This is a genomic window from uncultured Rikenella sp. (assembly GCF_910579375.1).
GTDB lineage: Bacteria > Bacteroidota > Bacteroidia > Bacteroidales > Rikenellaceae > Rikenella.
Map to the genome: position 1 here is coordinate 1 of NZ_CAJTUJ010000029.1, position 18,210 is coordinate 18,210.

Below are 18,210 nucleotides of genomic sequence, written 5' to 3' on the forward strand. Positions count from 1 at the left end.
AACCCGTGGTCGGCCCACCGGGACGACCTCTGCAAAAGTTCTTTGGGTACCTTTCTTTCAAGAAAGGTACGGTTCCGTCCTGCACAAAGCAATAATGCCACAGAAAAAGGAATTAGCGTAAGCGGAGTTCCTGGCCGACCCGCGGCGGGAAATGACGGATCGTCGGGTTCATCTTCTGGAGACTGCGGAGCTTGATCCCGTAGCGTTGTGCCACCGCGTGATACGAATCCCCCTGTTCGATCGTATGGATTCGGGCCAGCGCCGCCCGTTTGCGTTTCGGACTGATGTAGACCGCCGTGCCCGCCGGAAGCGGGAACGCGCTGCTCAGGTCGTTGAGTCGCAGCAACCGGCGAATCGGTATGTTGTACTGTTCGGCGATGGAGGCGAAACTTTCCCCCTCTTCCGACACGATGTACTGAACATTGTTGTTCTGTTCGATGACATGCCGGTGAATCGGCTGCTGTTGTTGCGGCGCCTCGATGACGGGATCGCCACTCGGTTCCCGTCGTTCTTTGCGGTGTCCGAACAGCCCGCCCGGGCCGGCCGGACGATCCAGCAGATAGAGCCGGTTTTTCTCGATCAGATCGATCAGCAGCTCCGGGTATCTCGGATTCGTGGCATACCCGGCCTCTTTCAGCCCGTAAGCCCAACCCTTGTAGTCCGTCACGTCGAGCTCGAACAGCCGCGCATACCGGGGCGATTCGGTCAGGAATTTCGAGTGGTCGCGGTAGGAGTGCTCCGCGTTGCGGTATTTCCGGAAACACTCCCCTTTCGCGTCGTCATCGTGGTGGATCGTTTCGCCGCGCCACGAGCCTTTGCACTTGATTCCGAAATGGTTGTTGCCCTCGACCGCCAGCCGGCTCCCCCCGTTGCCCGATTCCAGCAGCCCCTGAGCCATCGTGATGCTGGCCGGGATATGATACTCTTTCATCGTCCGGATCGCCAGCTGCTTGTAGGTGTCGATATACTCCTGGGTACTCATTTTGTATTGGGCGCAGGCAGCGGCCGGCCACAAAACGAGGAGCGGGAGCAGATGACGGGCGATTCGGTTCATAACCTGAGGGAGGGAATGTGTGGTGCAAATGTAGAAAATCGGGGCTTTCCGGCAAAAATTGTTTTATCTTTGCCCGCGCAACGAAAATTGTTTTTGAAAATGTTTACGGCACGCTGTAACGAAATATTCCGACAGGCCATAGAAGATTATCATCGTCGCGATCAGGTCGATACGCCGATCGAAAATCCGTATCCGGCGGGAGAGATCGACCATCTGTTGTATGCCAAGAACTGGATCGACACGGTGCAGTGGCATTTGGAGGATATCATTCGCGATCCGGAGATCGATCCGGCGACGGCGCTGACCATTAAGCGGCGGATCGACGCCTCGAATCAGGAGCGGACAGATATGGTGGAGTATATCGACAGCTATTTTCTCGACCGATACAAGGCGGTGACTCCGGGTGCGGAGGCGCGGATCAATACCGAGACACCGGCGTGGGCGGTGGATCGCTTGTCGATTCTGGCGTTGAAAATCTACCACATGGAGCAGGAAGCGGGGCGAGAGGAGGCTTCGGCGGAACACCGGGCGGCTTGCGGACGGAAGCTGGAGGTGCTGCGGGTGCAGCGGGAAGACCTCTCGCAGGCGATCGAGGAGTTGCTGGCGGACATCGAGGCCGGGCGGAAATATATGAAACTCTACAAACAGATGAAGATGTACAACGATCCGGCGCTGAATCCGGTGTTGTATGCAAAAAAATAGACCCTCTACCCGATCGTGAAGGCTGCACCGAAGAAAATATTGGTGATTCGTTCTTCTGCCATGGGCGACGTGGCGATGACTGCGCCGGTACTGGCGCAGGTGGCGGCGGCGTATCCGGAGGTGGAGATCATCTTGCTGACGCGGCGGTTCTACGAACCTTTCTTCGACGGAATCGACCGGTTGACGATCCATAATATAAATATAGATCAGGGGCAGGCGCATCGGGGGATTAAGGGATTGGTGCGGTTGTACAGAGAGTTGCGGAGGTGTTGTCCGGGGGTGGAGATGGTGATCGACTTGCAGGATAAGATTTATTCCAAACTGTTGCGGAAATTTTACCGGCTGGCGGGGGTGAAAACGTTTCACATCGATAAGGGACGGGTGGAGAAGAAACACCTGACGGCGGTGCCGGGTAAGGGAAAGGTGATGAGGCAGTTGCGGACGAGTATCGACCGTTATGCGGATGTCTTTCGGGAGGCGGGTTTCGAATTGGGGACGGTTCCGGCAGCGCTCTCTTTTTATCGGCGGGAGCGGACGGTTCCGGCGGGTTTGGGCTTTTCGAAGGCGGTGGGAGAGGTGTGGATCGGGATCGCGCCGTTTGCGCAACACCAGGGAAAGGTCTATCCGTTGGAGAAGATGCAGGAGGTGATGCGGATGGCGGGAGAACGGTGGGCGTCGGCCCGGATGTTTATCTTCGGCGGCGGCGAGGAGGAACGGAGGCTGGCGGAGTTGGCGGTGGCTGAGGACGTATCGGGGCGGGCCGTCTCGGTGGTGGGGCGGTTCGGGCTGCGGGAGGAGATGGATCTGATGGCGAATTTGGATTTGATGGTCTCGATGGACTCGTCGGCGATGCACATGGCGTCGTTGGTGGGGGTGCCGGTGGTTTCGGTGTGGGGAGCGACGCACCCGTATGCCGGTTTTCTGGGATTGGGACAGGCGATGGAGGATGCGGTGGGGCTGGAGCTGGATTGCCGCCCGTGTTCGGTTTATGGACACAAGGTTTGCTGGCGGGGGGATTATGCCTGCATGAACGATTTGGCGCCGGAGGCGGTGTTCGAACGGATGGTGCGGCGGTTGGGGTGAGAGAGGTGCGGTTGGGGGCCGGGAATTTTAATTAAAAGAGAAAGGGCTGTTTCCATTTCGATGGAAACAGCCCTTTCTCGCACGAGAGCCTATCGGAAACGAGCCTGAGCTATCGTTCCCATCCGAGAATCTTGTAGAAGTCGTACTCTTCCGGGTCATCGACATATTTCGATGCCCCTTTGTAGTCCTCCCGGGTGATGTAGTGCAGATTGTTCTGGATGATCTGCTGCACTTTTCTGGATTCGACGTCCACCAGACGGGGCATGATCTTGCCCTCTTTGTCCGCCACGCTGTCCATGAAGAGCGGTTCGACCGAGCCGTCGCGTCCCACGGTCACCATACAACCCGAGTGCCCCGCCTTGTAGAGTTCGTACACCCCTAACCCCAGCTGGGTAGCATACGAGAGGTCGTAGGCGATCGGCCGGCAGCAGCGCAGTTCATATCCCATCTCATTCGGCCGGCTCTTGACCTTGATGCGTAAGGTCTTGAGCTTCTGTTGCACGAGCATGTTGAAGATGTGCGACTTGCTGACGTTCCCCAGCTCCGGATGTCCGTGTTCGTCGTAGGTGAACTGGACGCCGGTGTTGATGATCTCTTCGTCGTTCATGAAGTGGAAGACGCCTTCCGAGATCACCGCCACGCCGTAAGGAATCCCCATCAGCCGACGTTTCACCATCGACGAAATAACCAACCGGGCGATCTTGTCGAACGTAATCGGGGTCTTGTTGAACATTTCGGGGATGACGATCATCGGATAGTGGCAGGCTGAGCCGATCCCGAAGGCCAGGTGTCCGGCTTCGCGCCCCATGGCGGAGACGACGAACCAGTTGCCGCTCGTCCGCGCATCTTCGTAGAGCGTGGTGGCCAGTTTCACCCCCTCTTCCTTCGCGGAGTTGTATCCGAAGGTCGGATAGCCGGCCGGCAGGGGCAGGTCGTTGTCGATGGTCTTCGGTACGTGGATGCTGGAGACGTCCAGACCTTTGCTTTTCAGAAATTTGGTCAGCCGGTTGGCGGTCGAAGCGGTGTCGTCTCCGCCGATCGTGACGAGTACTTTGACGTTGTACCGTTCGAAAAAGTCGGTGCGGAACTCCTTGTCGGCCGGTTTGTAGCGGCTCATCACCAGGGCGGAGCCTCCCCGGCAATAGATGTTGTCGGCGGTTTCGAAGTCGAGGTAGACGAAGTCGGGTTCGTCGCTGACCAGGCTTTTGTAGCCGCCGTTGAGTCCGATCACCTGATAGCCGTTCTGGCTGAAGATTTTCGTCACGGCGCTGATGACCGTATTGATGCCGGGTGCAGGGCCGCCGGCACAGAGTATTGCGACTGCGTTTTTCATGGTATGTGTCGAATACGATTGGTTTCGGTTATGAAACAAACGGCCCCAGTGGGATTGGGGCCGTTTGTCTGGAAATTGTCCTGTGTGTTTGCGGAGTTATGGATTACAGCACGTTCACGCAGTTCAGGTTATCGAAGGCGATTTTCATGCGTTCGATAATCGAGGCTTCGCCGGCCCGCAGCCAAACGCGCGGATCGTAGAATTTCTTGTTCGGTTTGTCTTCGCCTTCCGGATTCCCGAGCTGCCCTTGCAGGTAGGCTTCGTTCTTCTTGTAGTACTGGCGAATCCCGTCCCAGAAAGCCCACTGGGTGTCGGTGTCGATGTTCATCTTGATAACCCCGTAAGAGATCGCTTCGGCGATTTTTTCCGGTTCGGAGCCCGACCCGCCGTGGAAGACGAAGTTCACCGGTTTGTCGGTCGGCGTATGGAGGTTTTTGTGGATATAGGCCTGCGAGTCGCGCAGAATCTTCGGCTCCAGCACTACGTTCCCCGGTTTGTAAACCCCGTGTACGTTCCCGAAGGACGCTGCAATCGTAAAGTTCGGGCTGATCTTCATCAGGGTTTCGTAAGCGAGGCAGACGTCTTCCGGCTGGGTATAGAGTTTCGAAGCGTCGACGTGCGAGTTGTCCACCCCGTCTTCTTCGCCGCCCGTGATCCCGAGTTCGATTTCGAGGGTCATTCCCATCTTGGCCATTCGGGTGAGGTATTTCGAGCAGATTTCGAGGTTCTCTTTCAGCGGTTCTTCGCTCAGGTCGAGCATGTGCGAGCTGAAGAGCGGCGTGCCGGTCTCCGCGAAGTGTTTTTCGCTGGCATTCAGCAGGCCGTCGATCCACGGCAGCAGCTTCTTAGCGGCATGGTCGGTGTGGAGAATCACCGGAATCCCGTATGCCTTGGCTACCGTATGCACGTGTTTGGCAGCGGCGATAGCCCCGAGCACCTGTGCCTCCTGGCCTTCGAGTTTCAGCCCTTTCCCGGCTACGAAAGCAGCCCCGCCGTTCGAAATCTGGATGATAACGGGTGAATTGACTGCCGCAGCCGATTCGAGCACGGCGTTGATGGTGTCGGTCCCGGTCACGTTCACCGCCGGAATGGCAAAGCCTTTTTCTTTGGCATAGGCGAACAACTGCCCTACTTTGTCTCCGGTGAGCACACCGGCCGGAAATTTTTTGTCACTCATTATGTGTTGGATTTTAATTAGTTGATTGTGCGCTGTTGGAATTATCTCTTCAAATTTACGATTATTTTCCGATTCGGGCCATAAATTTTTGCACATCGACGATAAAACGGGTATGGGTTCCCTCGCCGATAACGGCTCCGGAGGAGTCTCGCGCCGTGACGGCGAAGTCGATCCGCTTTCCGTCCGTATGGGTGACGGCGGCGGTTGCCGTGATCGTATCGCCGATGGCTGTGGCCCGATTGTGGGCGATTTGTAGCGAAATACCCACACTGCTTTCCGCTTCAGGGGTCAGGAACGGGGCGATGGCCTGCATGGCCGCCTGCTCCATCAAAGCTGCCATCGCCGGTGTCCCCAGTACCGGCAGGTTGCCGGAGCCTAAGGCCGCTGCGCTGTGCGCCTCGGTCACGACCAAAGTGGCGGTGTAAGAGGCGGCGAGAGGTATCGGTCGCATAGGTGTGTTTGAAAATCGTTGTTTAGCGTGTTTTGCCGCTTCTACAGAGGCATCCCTCCAAGTGGTCGTCCACAAAGCCGGTGGCCTGTAAAAAGGCATAACAAATCGTGGAGCCGAAGAAACGGAAGCCTCGTTTTCGCATATCCCGGCTCATGGCGTCCGACTCCGGCGAGGTGGCGGGAATTTCGGCCAAGGTCTCGAAATGGTTCACAACGGGCAATGGACGATCACCGAAGAAGGTGAGGATGTATCGGTAAAAACTTCCGAACTCTTTCTGAATGGCCATGAACCGTCGCGCGTTCTCAATGGTGTGACGAATTTTCAGCCGGTTGCGGACGATCCCGTCGTGGTGCATCAAGCGTTCGACTTCTGTTTCCGGATCCATCCGGGCGATTTGCTCGACGTCGAAGCCGTGGAAAGCCTCCCGGTACCCCTCCCGCTTGCGCAGGATGGTCAGCCACGACAAACCAGCCTGTGCGCTTTCGAGTACCAGAAATTCGAACAGAGTACGATCGTCCGTTACAAGACGTCCCCACTCCCGGTCGTGGTATTCGACATAGAGCGGGTCTGTTCCGGCCCAGCCGCAACGGCCGTCGACGAGGTTTTCCATCTATTGTGCGTCGCAGTTTTTCAATACAGTCGCCATCCCCTGTGCGATAGCGTCGCAGGCGGCGAGTTTTTCCGGGGTCGGGGTGCCGAACACATCCACCGGATCAGCCACCAAAGGCCAGCCGATTTGTTCGGCGAAAATTTTCAGGTTCTTCACCCCTCCTCCGTTCCAGCTGTACGAGCCGAAGAGCCCCAGGGCCTTATTCTTTACGCCCATGTGGAGCAATTCGGTGGTCAGCCGCTCGACGGTCGGGAACATTTGGGCATTGTAAGCGCAACTGCCGAGGATGATCCCCCGGTACCGCCATACGTCGTCGATCAGGTATGAGAGGTGTGTCTTCGAAGCGTCCCGCACGCGGATGTCCCGAATCCCCGCTTCCGCGCATTTCCGGGCGATGTAATCCGCCGTCGCTGCGTTGTTGCCGTACATCGAGCCGTAGATAATCACGACTCCCGGTTCCGCTTCATACCGGCTCCAGCGGTCGTACAGGTCGATCACTTTTTTCGGTTCGCTCCGCCAAACCGGCCCGTGAAGCGGGCAAATGGTATCAATTGGTACCGAACCGAGCTTGGCGAATGCCTTCTGTACCATATTGCTGTACTTCCCGACGATATTGGAGTAGTATCGCCGCATTTCGCCCAGGTATCTGGTGTCGAAATCGGCAATTTCGTCGTCGAAAATCGCCCCGTCCAATGTCCCGAATGTGCCGAAAGCATCGCCCGAGAACAGGATATGTTCGGTGGTGTCGTAGCTCATCATGGTCTCCGGCCAGTGCACCCACGGAGTCATCACGAATTGCAGTTTATGATGGCCCAGATCGAGCGTGTCGCCCTCCCCTACTTCGACGAGGTTTTCGGTGATGCCGTAATAGCCTTCCAGAATCTTGAAGGTCTTGCAGTTTCCCACGATCCGCACCTGAGGCCACCGACGGACGATGTCTCCGATCTCGCCCGAATGGTCGGGCTCCATATGGTTGATCACCAGATAGTCCAACTCTGTCCGTCCCGCTTCGGTCAGGAGCCGCTCGATCCATCCCACGTAATCTCCTCCGGTTCCCATCTCGATGGTGTCGAGCAGGGCGGTTTTCTCGTCCGTAACCAGATAGGAGTTATAGCTCACTCCGTCCGGCAGAGGCCATAGGTTTTCGAAAAGGTGTTTTCTCCGGTCGTTGGTGCCGAGCCAATAGATCCGGTCGGTTACTTTTACTTTCAAGTCCATATCTTGTAGTGTATCCGTTGTTTACTTGGTTTCGGGTTGCTCTTTGGCCAACTCTTTGACCTGTCGGGTGGCGATCTTGGGATTGGCGATGACGTTGCATCCGTTGACGCATCCCCCTTCGCAGGCCATCACTTCGACCATATTGCCCGGACAATTCTTGGCATATCCTCGCATTTCGCGAATGGTCTGTTTGTCGATGCCGTTGATGACGATCGGCCGGATCTGTTCGCGCTCCTTTGCGGACAGGGCTCCCGCCACCGCGCTTATCACCCCTTCGCTCGCCGCATAGCCGCGGCTGCTGGCCAGAATTTCGCCGTCCAATGCGGTTTTGCTGTCGGCGAAGGTGTCGACGCCCATCGCTACGAGCATCGTGCCGAGCTCTTCGAAACTCAGCATCAGGTCGACGTTCGGATCGGCGTAGGCCTCTTTCCGCTTGGCCACGCACGGCCCGATAAAGACCAGCGTGGCATCCGGATACTGCTTCCGGGCAATCTCTGCGGTGTAGTACATCGGGCTCCGGGTGTGCGAAACGTAGGGCACGATCTCCGGCATGTGTTTGTGCGCCAGCATGTAATACGACGGACAGCACGAGGTGGTCATAAAGTCCTGGTCGCCGTCCAGCACCTTTTCGGCCAACTCGGCCGCTTCATTGGCTGTTGTCACATCGGCCCCTTTGGCCACTTCGATCACGTTGTCGAACCCCAGTTTCCGAATGGCGCCGATGATGTTGGCGAGCGAGGTCTTGAATTGTCCCGCCACGGCCGGGGCGACGAGCGCCACGGTCGGTTTCTCCGACTGAAAAGATTTGAAGAGTTCGATCAGGTGGGACTTTTCGACTACGGCTCCGAACGGACAGGCGGAGAGGCAGCGTCCGCAATAGATACATTTCGCCGGGTCGATATGTTCTTTGCCGTGTTCGTCTTTGCTGATGGCTCCCACGGGGCAAGACTCCTCGCACGGCACGGGAATGTAGACGATGGCGTGGAACGGGCAGTTTTTCATGCACTGGCCGCAATTGACGCATCGGGTCGGATCGATATGCGCCTGTCCGTTGGCGAAATGGATGGCTCCTTTGTTGCAGTTGACTTCGCAGGGCCGGGCCACGCAGCCCCGGCACATGTTGGTGACGACGTAGTTGACTTTCACGCATGCCGAGCAGGCGTCGGTCATCACGGTCAGCGGATTCTCGGATATCTCTTTCCGGTCGAACGCGCGCCGGACGTATTCGGCGAGCGGGGTCATCTCGTCTTCCTCTTCTTCGATGCCGAAGCCGAGTATCCCCATGGCGCGGTATTTCAGGATGGCGCGGTCTTTGTAAATGCAGCAACGGGAGACCTCTTCGTACCCTTTCGGCCTCATTTCGTAGGGGATGCGGTCAATCTCTTCCTCCAGTCTGCCGGCGTGGAGCAGTTTGACGATACGCGTGAGGAGTTCGCGCCGCAGGATCATGGTGTTGTTGGTGACGGCCATAGCGAAAGGGTTGTCCGTAGGTCGGTAATGGATCGGATTTTTGTTTGTCGTCAAAGATAATACTTTCCGGCGGAAATTTCGGCATTTGGCGGGTTGTCGGTTTTCCTGCGTCGGGTTAGGTGCTCCGTTTATTCCGAGAGGCAACGCAACGGAAGACCGAAGCCACGAGCATTTGCATCGTTGAGAACGAGCCACGTCACACCGAAGCCTAAGTTTATGCCATTGGTATCGCTGACCGAAGCGGACCAACTGGCACTGCCGCTGCCGACGAGCTCCAGCATGCCCGTATCCCGATGGCGATAGCCCGGGGCGGTTTTCTCTGTTTATTCCGAGAGGCAACGCAACGGAAAACCGCAGGCGCGGTGGTGCGCGGTGCTGGGATTGAGGTACGCCACGCCGAAGCCCATATATAAGCTCCGGTAGTGGTTTCCCGAATCAACAGACGTGAACGACCAGTTGTACCCGTCGTTGCTGACGCCCCACAACGCGCCTTCGCCGTAGCCGCGACTGCCCGGGGCGGGGATTAAGACGTCTTAACGGGTTTCGAAAACAAAATAATAGGAAATAAAAAAGGCTTTCGGTGAGGTTATTTCCGAAAGCCTGATTCGATGTGCGATCCGTCGCAGAAAGGTTGGTTTTCCGACCGGCCGCATCGACAAAAAACAGTTCGTCTGTTCAATCCCCTCTCCCCGATCTCCTTTCCCGTCCAGTCGATGATCCGGAAATTGCCGGAAATGGTCAGCGGCTGTCCTTCCCGAAACAGAACGGTGGTCTCTCCTGCCGAAACAGGGGGCGCTCCGCCGATTTTTTGTTCCGCGGCAGGCGCAGAAAACAGACGCCCTAAATGCGCCGTGTCGAACAGCTTGTGCGAATGTTTCTTTCCTGCTATCGTTCGTTCCGGATCGTTCCAAAAGAAGGTCAGTGCCTGACTCGGACACCGTTCGACGATGTTGATAATCTCTTCGGTTTCGGCTGCGCTCAGGTCGATCCACGGCCGCCGCACCGGATCGAACACCCGACGCAACGACCGGAAGCACACCCCTGCATGGATGCACTCGGCCGGTTGCCATACGACGGTGATCGTCCCGTTGCTGTATTTGCGATTGTTATTCATCGTCTTCGTCCGACGTATCGGCGATCTGTTCGGCACCCGATATTTCGTCGTTGTCGTCTTCGTAATAATCTTTTTCGAGTTCCTCTTCCGGTTTGGAGTCGATCTTGACATCGACTTTCACCAGGTAGCTGATCTCGTCGGTTTCGAACGGAACGACGTAGAAAAAGTCGCCGCTCGGCTTGTCTATGCGGATCAATGCCTCGCCGTATCCGTGCGGATAGGTCGCTTTGAAAGCCTCCAATTGATCGGAGCCGAGGTTCGCATAGCTGATAATCACGCGTTTTTTCGCGTTTCCCGCTTTGGTAGCCATAGTGTTTCGCAGGTAGTCTCTGGTCGTTGGAAATTTTCTGCAAGTATAAAACAAAAATTAAAACCGCAGAATAGTCCGGTTGTTTTTCTTTCGTCGTGCGATTGTTATATCTTTGGAAGCCGCTTGGGGCGGTTGCACGAAACCGTTTTTCTCTACCTATGAACAATACGAAGCAAAAAATAGACCATTTGCGTCGGGTGCTCGACCGGCTGAACTATGATTATTATGTACGGAATGCGCCGGCGGCCGAAGACCGCGAGTACGACCGGATGATGGCCGAACTGGCCGCTCTGGAGGCTGCGCACCCGGAGTTCGCCGACCCCAATTCGCCGACGCATCGCGTGGGGAGCGACCTGACCCGGGAGTTCCAGCAGGTGGCCCACCGATATCCGATGTTGTCGCTGGCCAACACCTACTCCGAGGAGGAGGTGCGCGACTTCATCGCGCGGGTCGACAGGGAGACCGCGGTGCCGACGGCATACTGTTGCGAACTGAAGTTCGACGGGACGGCGATTTCGCTGACGTATGAAAACGGGCGGTTCGTGCGGGCCGTGACGCGGGGCGACGGGACGCAGGGCGACGATGTGTCGGCCAACGTGCGGACGATCCGCAGCATCCCGATGTCGTTGCAGGGCGGCGGATGGCCGGCGTATATGGAGGTGCGGGGCGAGATTTATATGCCCCACGAGAGTTTCGAGCGGCTCAATGCCGAGCGGGCCGATATCGGTGAGGAGCCGTTCGCCAATCCGCGAAACGCGGCCGCCGGAACGCTCAAACAACAGAACTCGGCCGTCGTGGCGAAGCGGGGGCTCGATGCCGTGCTCTATGCCGTACAGGCGGACGCGCCGGTGGCGGCGTCGCATTACGAAACGTTGCAAAAGTTGCGGGAGTGGGGCTTCAAGACCTCTTCGGCAGTGCAGTTGTGCCGGTCGGCGGAGGAGATTATGGCCTACATCCGGCATTGGGACAAGGCCCGGCACGAGCTGCCTTACGAGACGGACGGGGCGGTGATCAAGGTGGACAGCACCCGGTTGCAGCGCGACCTGGGGGCGACGGCCAAGGCGCCGCGGTGGGCGGTGGCTTATAAGTTCAAGGCGGAGCAGGCGGTGACGCGGCTCGTGTCGGTCGATTTTCAGGTCGGACGGACGGGAGCCATTACGCCGGTGGCCAATCTGGAGCCGGTGCGGCTGGCCGGGACGACGGTTCGGCGGGCGTCGCTGCACAATGCCGAGCAGATCGAACTGCTGGATATCCGGGTGGGCGATGCGGTGCGGGTCGAAAAGGGGGGCGAGATCATTCCGAAGATCGTCGGGGTCGATCTGGCGCAGCGGCCGGCGGAGAGCGTGCCGTTCCGGTATATTACGCACTGTCCGGAGTGCGGGACGCCGCTGGTCAGGGAGGAGGACGAGGCGAAACACTATTGTCCGAACGCCACGGGATGTCCGCCGCAGATCGTGGGGCGGATCGTACACTACATTTCGCGCAAGGCGATGAATATCGAGGGGCTGGGAGACGAGACGGTGCAGCTCTTGTACAACAACGGACTGCTGGGCGATATCGCCAACCTGTACGACCTGGAGGTCGAGCATCTGGTGCCGCTGGAGCGCCTGGGGCGGAAGTCGGCGGAAAATATCGTCGGAAATATCGCCGGATCGGTCGAGGTGCCTTATGCCCGGGTGTTGTTCGCTATCGGAATCCGGTATGTGGGCGAGACGACGGCCCGGAAGCTGGCGGCGGCGATCCCTTCGATCAACGCCCTGATGACCGCTTCGCGCGAGGAGCTGCTGGAGGTGGAGGAGGTCGGGGGAAAGATCGCGGACAGCATTCTCGCCTACTTCGCCGACCGGCGGAATGTAGAGATGATCGACCGGTTGCGGCGGGCTGGGGTGCAGTTGCAGGCGGTGGAGCGGGCCAGACTGTCGGAGGCGCTGGCCGGGAAGAAGATCGTGATTTCCGGAACGTTCGACCTCCATTCGCGACCGGAACTGAAGGAGTTGATCGAGCTGCACGGGGGGACGAATCAGAGCAGCGTGTCGAAGGCGACCGACTATTTGCTGGCCGGTTCGGGCATCGGGCCGAAAAAGCTGGAGACGGCGACGAAGCTCGGGGTGCGGATTATTTCGGAGGAGGAGTTTATGGAGATGATCGGAGGAGAGATGTTAAAAATTCAACAAACGACGCTCTTTTAGTTGAAATTCCGGAAGCCGGGTGCAATCCCCGGGGAATAAGCGTAACTTTGCCGTATTACCATTTTTTTCAGAAATATCATGTCACTTCAATTGAAAGGCGTAGGCGTCGCACTGGTGACGCCGTTTACCGAAGGCGGAGCGGTCGATTTTCCGGCACTGACAGCGTTGATCGAACATGTGACGACGGGCGGGGTCGATTATTTGGTGGTGCTGGGAACGACGGGCGAACCGGCCACGATGACGGCGGAGGAGCGGCACCGTGTCGTGCGGCACTGTGTGGCTCACAATCCGGGCAATTTGCCGATCGTGGTGGGGATCGGGGGGAATAACACGGCGGAGGTGATCCGGACGATGCAGACGTTCGACCTGGAGGGGGTGAGCGCGATTCTTTCCGTGACACCTTACTACAACAAACCGAATCAGGCAGGGCTGTATGCCCATTTCAGCGCGATTCTGGAGGCGGCGCCGCTGCCGGTCATCTTGTATAACGTGCCGGGCCGGACGGGGGTCAATATGACGGCAGAAACTACCTTGAAGCTGGCGCATGCTTTTCCGGGGCGGGCGATTGCCGTCAAGGAGGCGTCGGGGAACCTGTCGCAGGCGGCTTATATCCTGCGCGATCGGCCGGAGGGCTTTTTCGTCCTTTCGGGCGACGACAACCTGGCGATGGCGCTGGTGGCTATGGGAGGCGACGGGGTGATTTCGGTGGCGGCGAATGTCTTTCCAGATACCTTCTCGTGCATGATCCATGCGACGATGGTGGGAAATATCGCGGATGCGGCGCCGCTGAACCTGACGTTGCACGAGGTGACCGATTTGCTCTTTGCCGAAGGGAATCCGGTGGGGGCCAAGGGGGCTTTGGCGATCAAAGGGCTGATGGGAAATAACTTGCGGTTGCCGCTCGTGCCGGCGAGCGAGGGGCTGTTGGCGAAAATCAAGGCCCAGATCGACCGGTACGGATTGTAGGGGATTTTTCTTAAGAGAAAAGAGGTATGCGAAAATTCTGGGCAGGGCTCTTGTTGTTCGTTTTCGGGACGGCGGAGGCGCAGCAGGCGGACACGATAGGGGTTGCGGCGCTGGACTATCGGCGGATTGTGGCCGAGACGGCGGATATCGCTTCGCCGTACTACTATCCGCGGCTCTTCGGACGGTACGAACGGGGCGATACGACGCTGACGGTCGAGGATTTCCGATACCTCTATTACGGCTACTCGGAACAGACGGGCTACAAACCGTTGCTGAGTTCGCCGTATGCGGACAGCCTGGAGCAGGCGTTCGGCAAGAAGACGCGCCTGGAGGCGGAGGACTATCGGTGTATCGTGGGTTTTGCGCGCGAAATTCTGCGTGAGGAGCCTTTCAGTATGCGGGATCTGAACGTTCTGGCTTTCGCCTACCGGATGCTGGACGAGCCGGAGCGCGCGGCGGCGCAGATGTTCAAGATCCGAGGCATTCTGGAGGCGATCCGGTCGACGGGGACGGGGCTGCGCGAGGAGTCGCCGTGGTATGTGATCTATATGCGCGATGCGCAGGATGTGCTGAACCTGATCGGAGCCCGGTTCACGAAGCTCATTATTTTGACGCGGAACGTGGAGTACGCGCCGGTCTACAACATGCCGGACGACGGGAGCCGTCCCGGGCGGAAAGACAAGGGATACTATTTCGACTACAGCGAGGTGTACAGGCGGCGGCCGGACTATCTGGACGAGGTGCCGAAGCGCAAACGCAAGTTCGAGATCAATCCGCTCTACAATCCGCGGTCGAAACAGAATATTTTACCGAAATAATACATACGGAACAGCATGGAAATGTCATACGACGTGATGGTGATCGGCAGCGGGCCGGGGGGATATGCGGCGGCGATCCGGTGTGCGCAGCTGGGGTTGCGGACGGCGGTGGTCGAACGGGCAGAGCTGGGAGGGACGTGTCTCAATTGGGGCTGTATTCCCACGAAGGCGCTTTTGAAGAGTGCGGAGGTGTTTCGTTACGCTTCCCATGCGGCGGAATACGGAGTCGATATCGCTGAAGGAGCGGTAAGGCCTGATTTGGCGGCGATGGTGGCGCGCAGCCGGGGCGTGGCCGAACAGATGAGCAAAGGGATCGACTTCCTGCTCAAGAAAAATAAGGTGGATGTTCTGGTCGGGACGGGCTCTTTGACTGACGTGCCGCATACGGTGGCGGTCACGGCGGAGGACGGGACTACGGCTACTTATGGGGCTCGGCATATCATTCTGGCGACGGGGGCGAGGCCGCGGGAGTTTCCGTCGATACCGGTGGACGGCCGGCGGGTGATCACCTCGCGTCAGGCTTTGACCTTGACGAAGCTGCCGGAGTCGATGGTCGTGATCGGGTCGGGAGCGATCGGAGCGGAGTTCGCCACATTCTTCGCGACGCTGGGCGTGCGGGTTACGGTGGTTGAGTATGCTCCGACACTGGCGCCGCTGGAGGACGAGGAGATCTCGAAACTCCTGGAGCGGGCGTTCCGCAAGGCGAAAATCGCGGTGATGACTGCGACGGAAGTCAAACAGGTAGCAGTGGACGAAGCGGCCGGGCTGTGCCGGGTGAGCGTGGCGGGGAAGAAGGGCGAGCAGGTGTTGGAGACGGAAGTGGTTCTGTCGGCGGTGGGGATTGCGGCCAATACGGAGGGGATCGGATTGGAGGCGGCGGGGGTGCGGATTGAGCGGGGGAAAGTCATTGTGGACGAGCACTATCGGACTTCGGTCGAGGGGGTTTATGCCATCGGGGATTTGATACCGACGCCGGCATTGGCCCATGTGGCGACGGCCGAGGCGATCCATTGTGCGGAGTTTATTGCGGGTCTTACGCCGGAGGCAGTGGATTATGCCGTGGTGCCGTCGTGCATCTACACGACGCCGGAGGTCGCGTCGGTGGGGCTGACCGAGGCACAGGCGACGGAGCGAGGATATACTGTGCGTGTGGGGCGTTTTCCCTACACGGCTTCGGGCAAGGCGACGGCGGCGGGGAACCGGGACGGGATGGTGAAGCTGATTTTCGATGCCGAGACCGATCGGTTGCTGGGGGCGCACCTGTTCGGGCTGAATGTCACGGAGATGGTGGCCGAACCGGCCTTAGGGTTGATTTTAGGGGCGAAGGCGGAAGACGTTATCCGCACGATCCATGCCCACCCGACGATGTCGGAGGGGGTGATGGAGGCGGCTGCGGCGGCGTACGACGAGGTGATCCATCTTTAGCATTAAATCGGATAAACTATGGAAAATCGTAACATCTCGTTGCCGTTTCATTGGAGCGGTGCAGTGTGGGCGATGACTCTTGTGTTTTTGCTTGTTTTAGTTGGAGTGGGTTTCCATTTGGAATCGTTCGGGTGGCCGACAGAGGTGCTTTGGTTGAAGTATCTGTTGTTTCTCGTTTTTTCTGGTCTCCTTTTTGGTGGTGTTGGGCTATATGCCGATACGTCTGAAGGTAGACGGGGAAAAGATAGCTGTCAGCCGCTTGTTCGGCGCGCTGGAGATTCCGTTGAGCGAGGTGACCAGCGTGGCTCCGATTTCGAAATCTTATATCGACGGTTCGATACGGACGTTCGGGAGCGGTGGAGCGGGCGGCTATTTAGGTCGATTCAAAAATAAGACGCTGGGCCGTTATACGATGTATGCCACGGAGTTGACGCACTTGGTTCTCGTCCGGACGCGGCAGAAAAAATATGTCTTCAGTTGCACGCAGCCGCAGGAGTTTGTGGCGTATGTTCAGGCACGGTTGAAGCAATAGCGGATTTAGCGGTCGGCCGTCTCCGTTGCCGCCTTTTCCCGATTCGTGACCCGCAGTTTGGCCACGCAGCTCGCATTCATCTGTACGATTTCGAACGAGAGGTGGCGATAATCGAAGCGGTCGCCCGTCTCCGGAATTCGGCCCAACAGGAACATAGAGAGGCCGCTCAGGGTATCGAAATCCTCTTTTTGCAGCTCGTCGCAGGCTACGATACCCATCTCTTCCATAAAATCATCCACACTGTACGTGCCGTCTACCAGCACGGAACCGTCCTCCTGCACGACATAGGCCGGATCGTCGCAGGTTCCGTCTTCATCCGGAATCTCGCCCAGAATGCTTTCCGCCAGGTCGTTCAGCGTAATCACCCCCTCCACGACACCGTATTCGCTGATAACCACTCCGAAACTGCATTTGTGTTGCTTGAACAGATCGAGCACGCGTTGTGCCGAGAGGTTTTCCGGAATCAGCAACGGTTCGACGGCGATCGAGCGCAGGTCGAAACGGGCATTCCGACGGAGCAGGCCGATGATGTCTTTGACCGAAACCATACCGATGATGTCCGAAGTGGAGTCGCCGCACAGCAGATAGCGCGTATGGGGCGCTTCGGAAATCGTGTCGATGACCTCTTCCCTGCCCTGCCCGGCGAAGAGATAGACGACGTCTTTGCGATGCGTCTTGAGCTCTTTGGCGTGTTTGTCCGTAAAGCGGAAGACGTCGCGAATCATTTCGGTCTCCTCTTTTTCCAGCAATCCCTGTTCGGTGCTTTGCCGGAGAATCATTTTGATCTCTTCCTCGTTGAGCGAACGTTCTTTGCTGGTTCGTACGCCGAGGATTTTATTGACCAGTTTGGTGGAGACGCTCAGCATCCAGACGAACGGATACGAGATGCGTGTCAGGCCGCACATCATGGGGGTGAGCATCATGGCGATTCGTTCGGGGTTGCCCAGCGCGATGGATTTCGGGACTAATTCGCCGATAATCAACGAGAAATAGGTAATCAGCCCGACCACGGTAATCAGCGACAAGTCGCGGGCATAGGGAGCTAAAAAGGAGACCCGGGCGAACCACGGTTCGACATCGTCGGCCAGAGCGACGCCGCCGAATGCCCCGGAAACGATACCGATCAGGGTGATTCCTATCTGGATGGTCGAGAGGATGGTTTCCGGATCGTCCAGCAGTTCGAGGGTTCTGGCCGCCCGTCTGCTTCCTCGGGCCGTTTCGCTTTGCAGGCGTGCCCGGCTGCTGGAGATCAGCGCAATTTCATACATGGCGAAAATGCCGTTCAGGAGGAGGAGTAAGAAAAGGATAACGATTTCCATAGTCCGTTGCGGATCAGTAAAATAGGTCGATTTTTGAGGTGGGTGATAAATCTGTTCAGGGGGGTAAGTTAATCAATTAGTCTATCAAATTAGCGGCCAAATTGGGAATTCGTGCGATGATTTTGTGAAAAAGTGGGGATAATCAGGATTTGTTGCGGGCAATTTTGGGGGTAGAGGTACGGTTTCTTTAGGCGGTGGCGCGCGAAAAAAGAATTGAGCAAAGGCAGTTCAAAGCCTATCCGCGCGCGACTGCTGGAAAAGGAAATCATTCAAACGCGTGATGCGCGTTTGAATAAGTTTCCGCCAGCGCGCGGGCAAAGAACGAGGCTGAGGCGGTCGTTAGTTGTTGGGGTAGAGGCTGCCGCAGCGAAACGCAGTTTCGCCCGTCCACGGGACGTGGGGCCCGCGCGGCCCGAGCGCAGTACCCTCTTGTAGCTAA

19 protein-coding genes are annotated in these 18,210 nt (G+C 57.7%); 7 read left to right on the plus strand and 12 right to left on the minus strand.

Annotated features, from left to right (window positions below):
• Window positions 1-112 precede the first annotated feature (112 nt).
• Window positions 113-982 (minus strand): glucosaminidase domain-containing protein, encoded by an 870-nt coding sequence (locus tag QZ302_RS04420; RefSeq protein ID WP_294592921.1) that lies wholly within the window; start codon window positions 980-982, stop codon window positions 113-115.
• Window positions 983-1,153: 171 nt separating this feature from the next.
• Between QZ302_RS04420 and QZ302_RS04425 the strand changes: the two genes are divergently transcribed.
• Both QZ302_RS04425 and QZ302_RS04430 read left to right on the plus strand, forming a co-directional pair.
• The gene (locus tag QZ302_RS04425; RefSeq protein WP_294592959.1) at window positions 1,154-1,756 is read left to right on the plus strand and encodes a DUF4254 domain-containing protein; all 603 of its coding nucleotides are present in this window, start codon (window positions 1,154-1,156) and stop codon (window positions 1,754-1,756) included.
• Between the two features lie 15 nt (window positions 1,757-1,771).
• Window positions 1,772-2,839 (plus strand): glycosyltransferase family 9 protein, encoded by a 1,068-nt coding sequence (locus QZ302_RS04430; protein WP_294592923.1) that lies wholly within the window; start codon window positions 1,772-1,774, stop codon window positions 2,837-2,839.
• 109 nt (window positions 2,840-2,948) lie between these two features.
• Here the strand turns inward: QZ302_RS04430 and QZ302_RS04435 are convergent, their stop codons facing one another.
• The 10 genes from QZ302_RS04435 to QZ302_RS04480 form a co-directional block, all read right to left on the minus strand.
• Complete coding sequence (locus QZ302_RS04435; protein WP_294592925.1) at window positions 2,949-4,172, minus strand: 6-phosphofructokinase; 1,224 nt, start codon at window positions 4,170-4,172, stop codon at window positions 2,949-2,951.
• Window positions 4,173-4,275: 103 nt separating this feature from the next.
• A complete protein-coding gene (gene fbaA / locus QZ302_RS04440) occupies window positions 4,276-5,349 on the minus strand; it encodes a class II fructose-bisphosphate aldolase (protein ID WP_294592930.1) in 1,074 nt (357 codons plus the stop codon).
• Between the two features lie 61 nt (window positions 5,350-5,410).
• Window positions 5,411-5,800: a thioesterase family protein gene (locus QZ302_RS04445; RefSeq protein ID WP_294592932.1), complete on the minus strand. Its 390-nt coding sequence runs from the start codon at window positions 5,798-5,800 to the stop codon at window positions 5,411-5,413.
• Between the two features lie 22 nt (window positions 5,801-5,822).
• On the minus strand, window positions 5,823-6,410 hold the full coding sequence (locus QZ302_RS04450) for a DNA-3-methyladenine glycosylase I (RefSeq protein ID WP_294592934.1): 588 nt from the start codon (window positions 6,408-6,410) through the stop codon (window positions 5,823-5,825).
• Complete coding sequence (locus tag QZ302_RS04455; protein WP_294592936.1) at window positions 6,411-7,628, minus strand: FprA family A-type flavoprotein; 1,218 nt, start codon at window positions 7,626-7,628, stop codon at window positions 6,411-6,413. It abuts the gene before it with no gap.
• A gap of 21 nt (window positions 7,629-7,649) precedes the next feature.
• Window positions 7,650-9,098, minus strand: coding sequence for a monomeric [FeFe] hydrogenase (locus QZ302_RS04460; protein ID WP_294592939.1), 1,449 nt, complete (start codon window positions 9,096-9,098; stop codon window positions 7,650-7,652).
• 128 nt (window positions 9,099-9,226) lie between these two features.
• On the minus strand, window positions 9,227-9,379 hold the full coding sequence (locus QZ302_RS04465) for a hypothetical protein (protein ID WP_294592941.1): 153 nt from the start codon (window positions 9,377-9,379) through the stop codon (window positions 9,227-9,229).
• A 42-nt stretch (window positions 9,380-9,421) separates the two neighbouring features.
• Window positions 9,422-9,583, minus strand: a complete 162-nt coding sequence (locus tag QZ302_RS04470) for a hypothetical protein (protein WP_294592943.1) — start codon at window positions 9,581-9,583, stop codon at window positions 9,422-9,424.
• A gap of 101 nt (window positions 9,584-9,684) precedes the next feature.
• Window positions 9,685-10,212: a (4Fe-4S)-binding protein gene (locus tag QZ302_RS04475; protein WP_294592944.1), complete on the minus strand. Its 528-nt coding sequence runs from the start codon at window positions 10,210-10,212 to the stop codon at window positions 9,685-9,687.
• The gene (locus QZ302_RS04480; RefSeq protein WP_294592947.1) at window positions 10,205-10,522 is read right to left on the minus strand and encodes a hypothetical protein; all 318 of its coding nucleotides are present in this window, start codon (window positions 10,520-10,522) and stop codon (window positions 10,205-10,207) included. The genes QZ302_RS04475 and QZ302_RS04480 overlap by 8 nt, the downstream gene beginning before the upstream one ends.
• Window positions 10,523-10,680: 158 nt before the next feature.
• Here QZ302_RS04480 and ligA point away from each other — a divergent pair, with 158 nt between their 5' ends.
• From ligA to QZ302_RS04505, 5 genes are all read left to right on the plus strand, one after another.
• Window positions 10,681-12,711, plus strand: coding sequence for an NAD-dependent DNA ligase LigA (gene ligA, locus QZ302_RS04485; RefSeq protein ID WP_294592949.1), 2,031 nt, complete (start codon window positions 10,681-10,683; stop codon window positions 12,709-12,711).
• A 78-nt stretch (window positions 12,712-12,789) separates the two neighbouring features.
• Entirely contained in the window at window positions 12,790-13,677 is an 888-nt protein-coding gene (gene dapA, locus QZ302_RS04490) for a 4-hydroxy-tetrahydrodipicolinate synthase (protein ID WP_294592951.1), read from the plus strand.
• A gap of 26 nt (window positions 13,678-13,703) precedes the next feature.
• Window positions 13,704-14,495: a DUF4919 domain-containing protein gene (locus QZ302_RS04495; protein WP_294592953.1), complete on the plus strand. Its 792-nt coding sequence runs from the start codon at window positions 13,704-13,706 to the stop codon at window positions 14,493-14,495.
• 21 nt (window positions 14,496-14,516) lie between these two features.
• Window positions 14,517-15,920 carry a dihydrolipoyl dehydrogenase gene (gene lpdA, locus QZ302_RS04500; protein ID WP_294592961.1) on the plus strand — a complete coding sequence of 468 codons (1,404 nt, stop codon included), beginning with the start codon at window positions 14,517-14,519 and terminating at the stop codon, window positions 15,918-15,920.
• A 211-nt stretch (window positions 15,921-16,131) separates the two neighbouring features.
• Complete coding sequence (locus tag QZ302_RS04505; protein WP_294592955.1) at window positions 16,132-16,452, plus strand: PH domain-containing protein; 321 nt, start codon at window positions 16,132-16,134, stop codon at window positions 16,450-16,452.
• 5 nt (window positions 16,453-16,457) lie between these two features.
• On the opposite strand, the gene QZ302_RS04510 is transcribed toward QZ302_RS04505, so the two are convergent.
• The gene (locus QZ302_RS04510) at window positions 16,458-17,771 is read right to left on the minus strand and encodes a hemolysin family protein (RefSeq protein ID WP_294592957.1); all 1,314 of its coding nucleotides are present in this window, start codon (window positions 17,769-17,771) and stop codon (window positions 16,458-16,460) included.
• Between the last annotated feature and the right edge of the window lie 439 nt (window positions 17,772-18,210).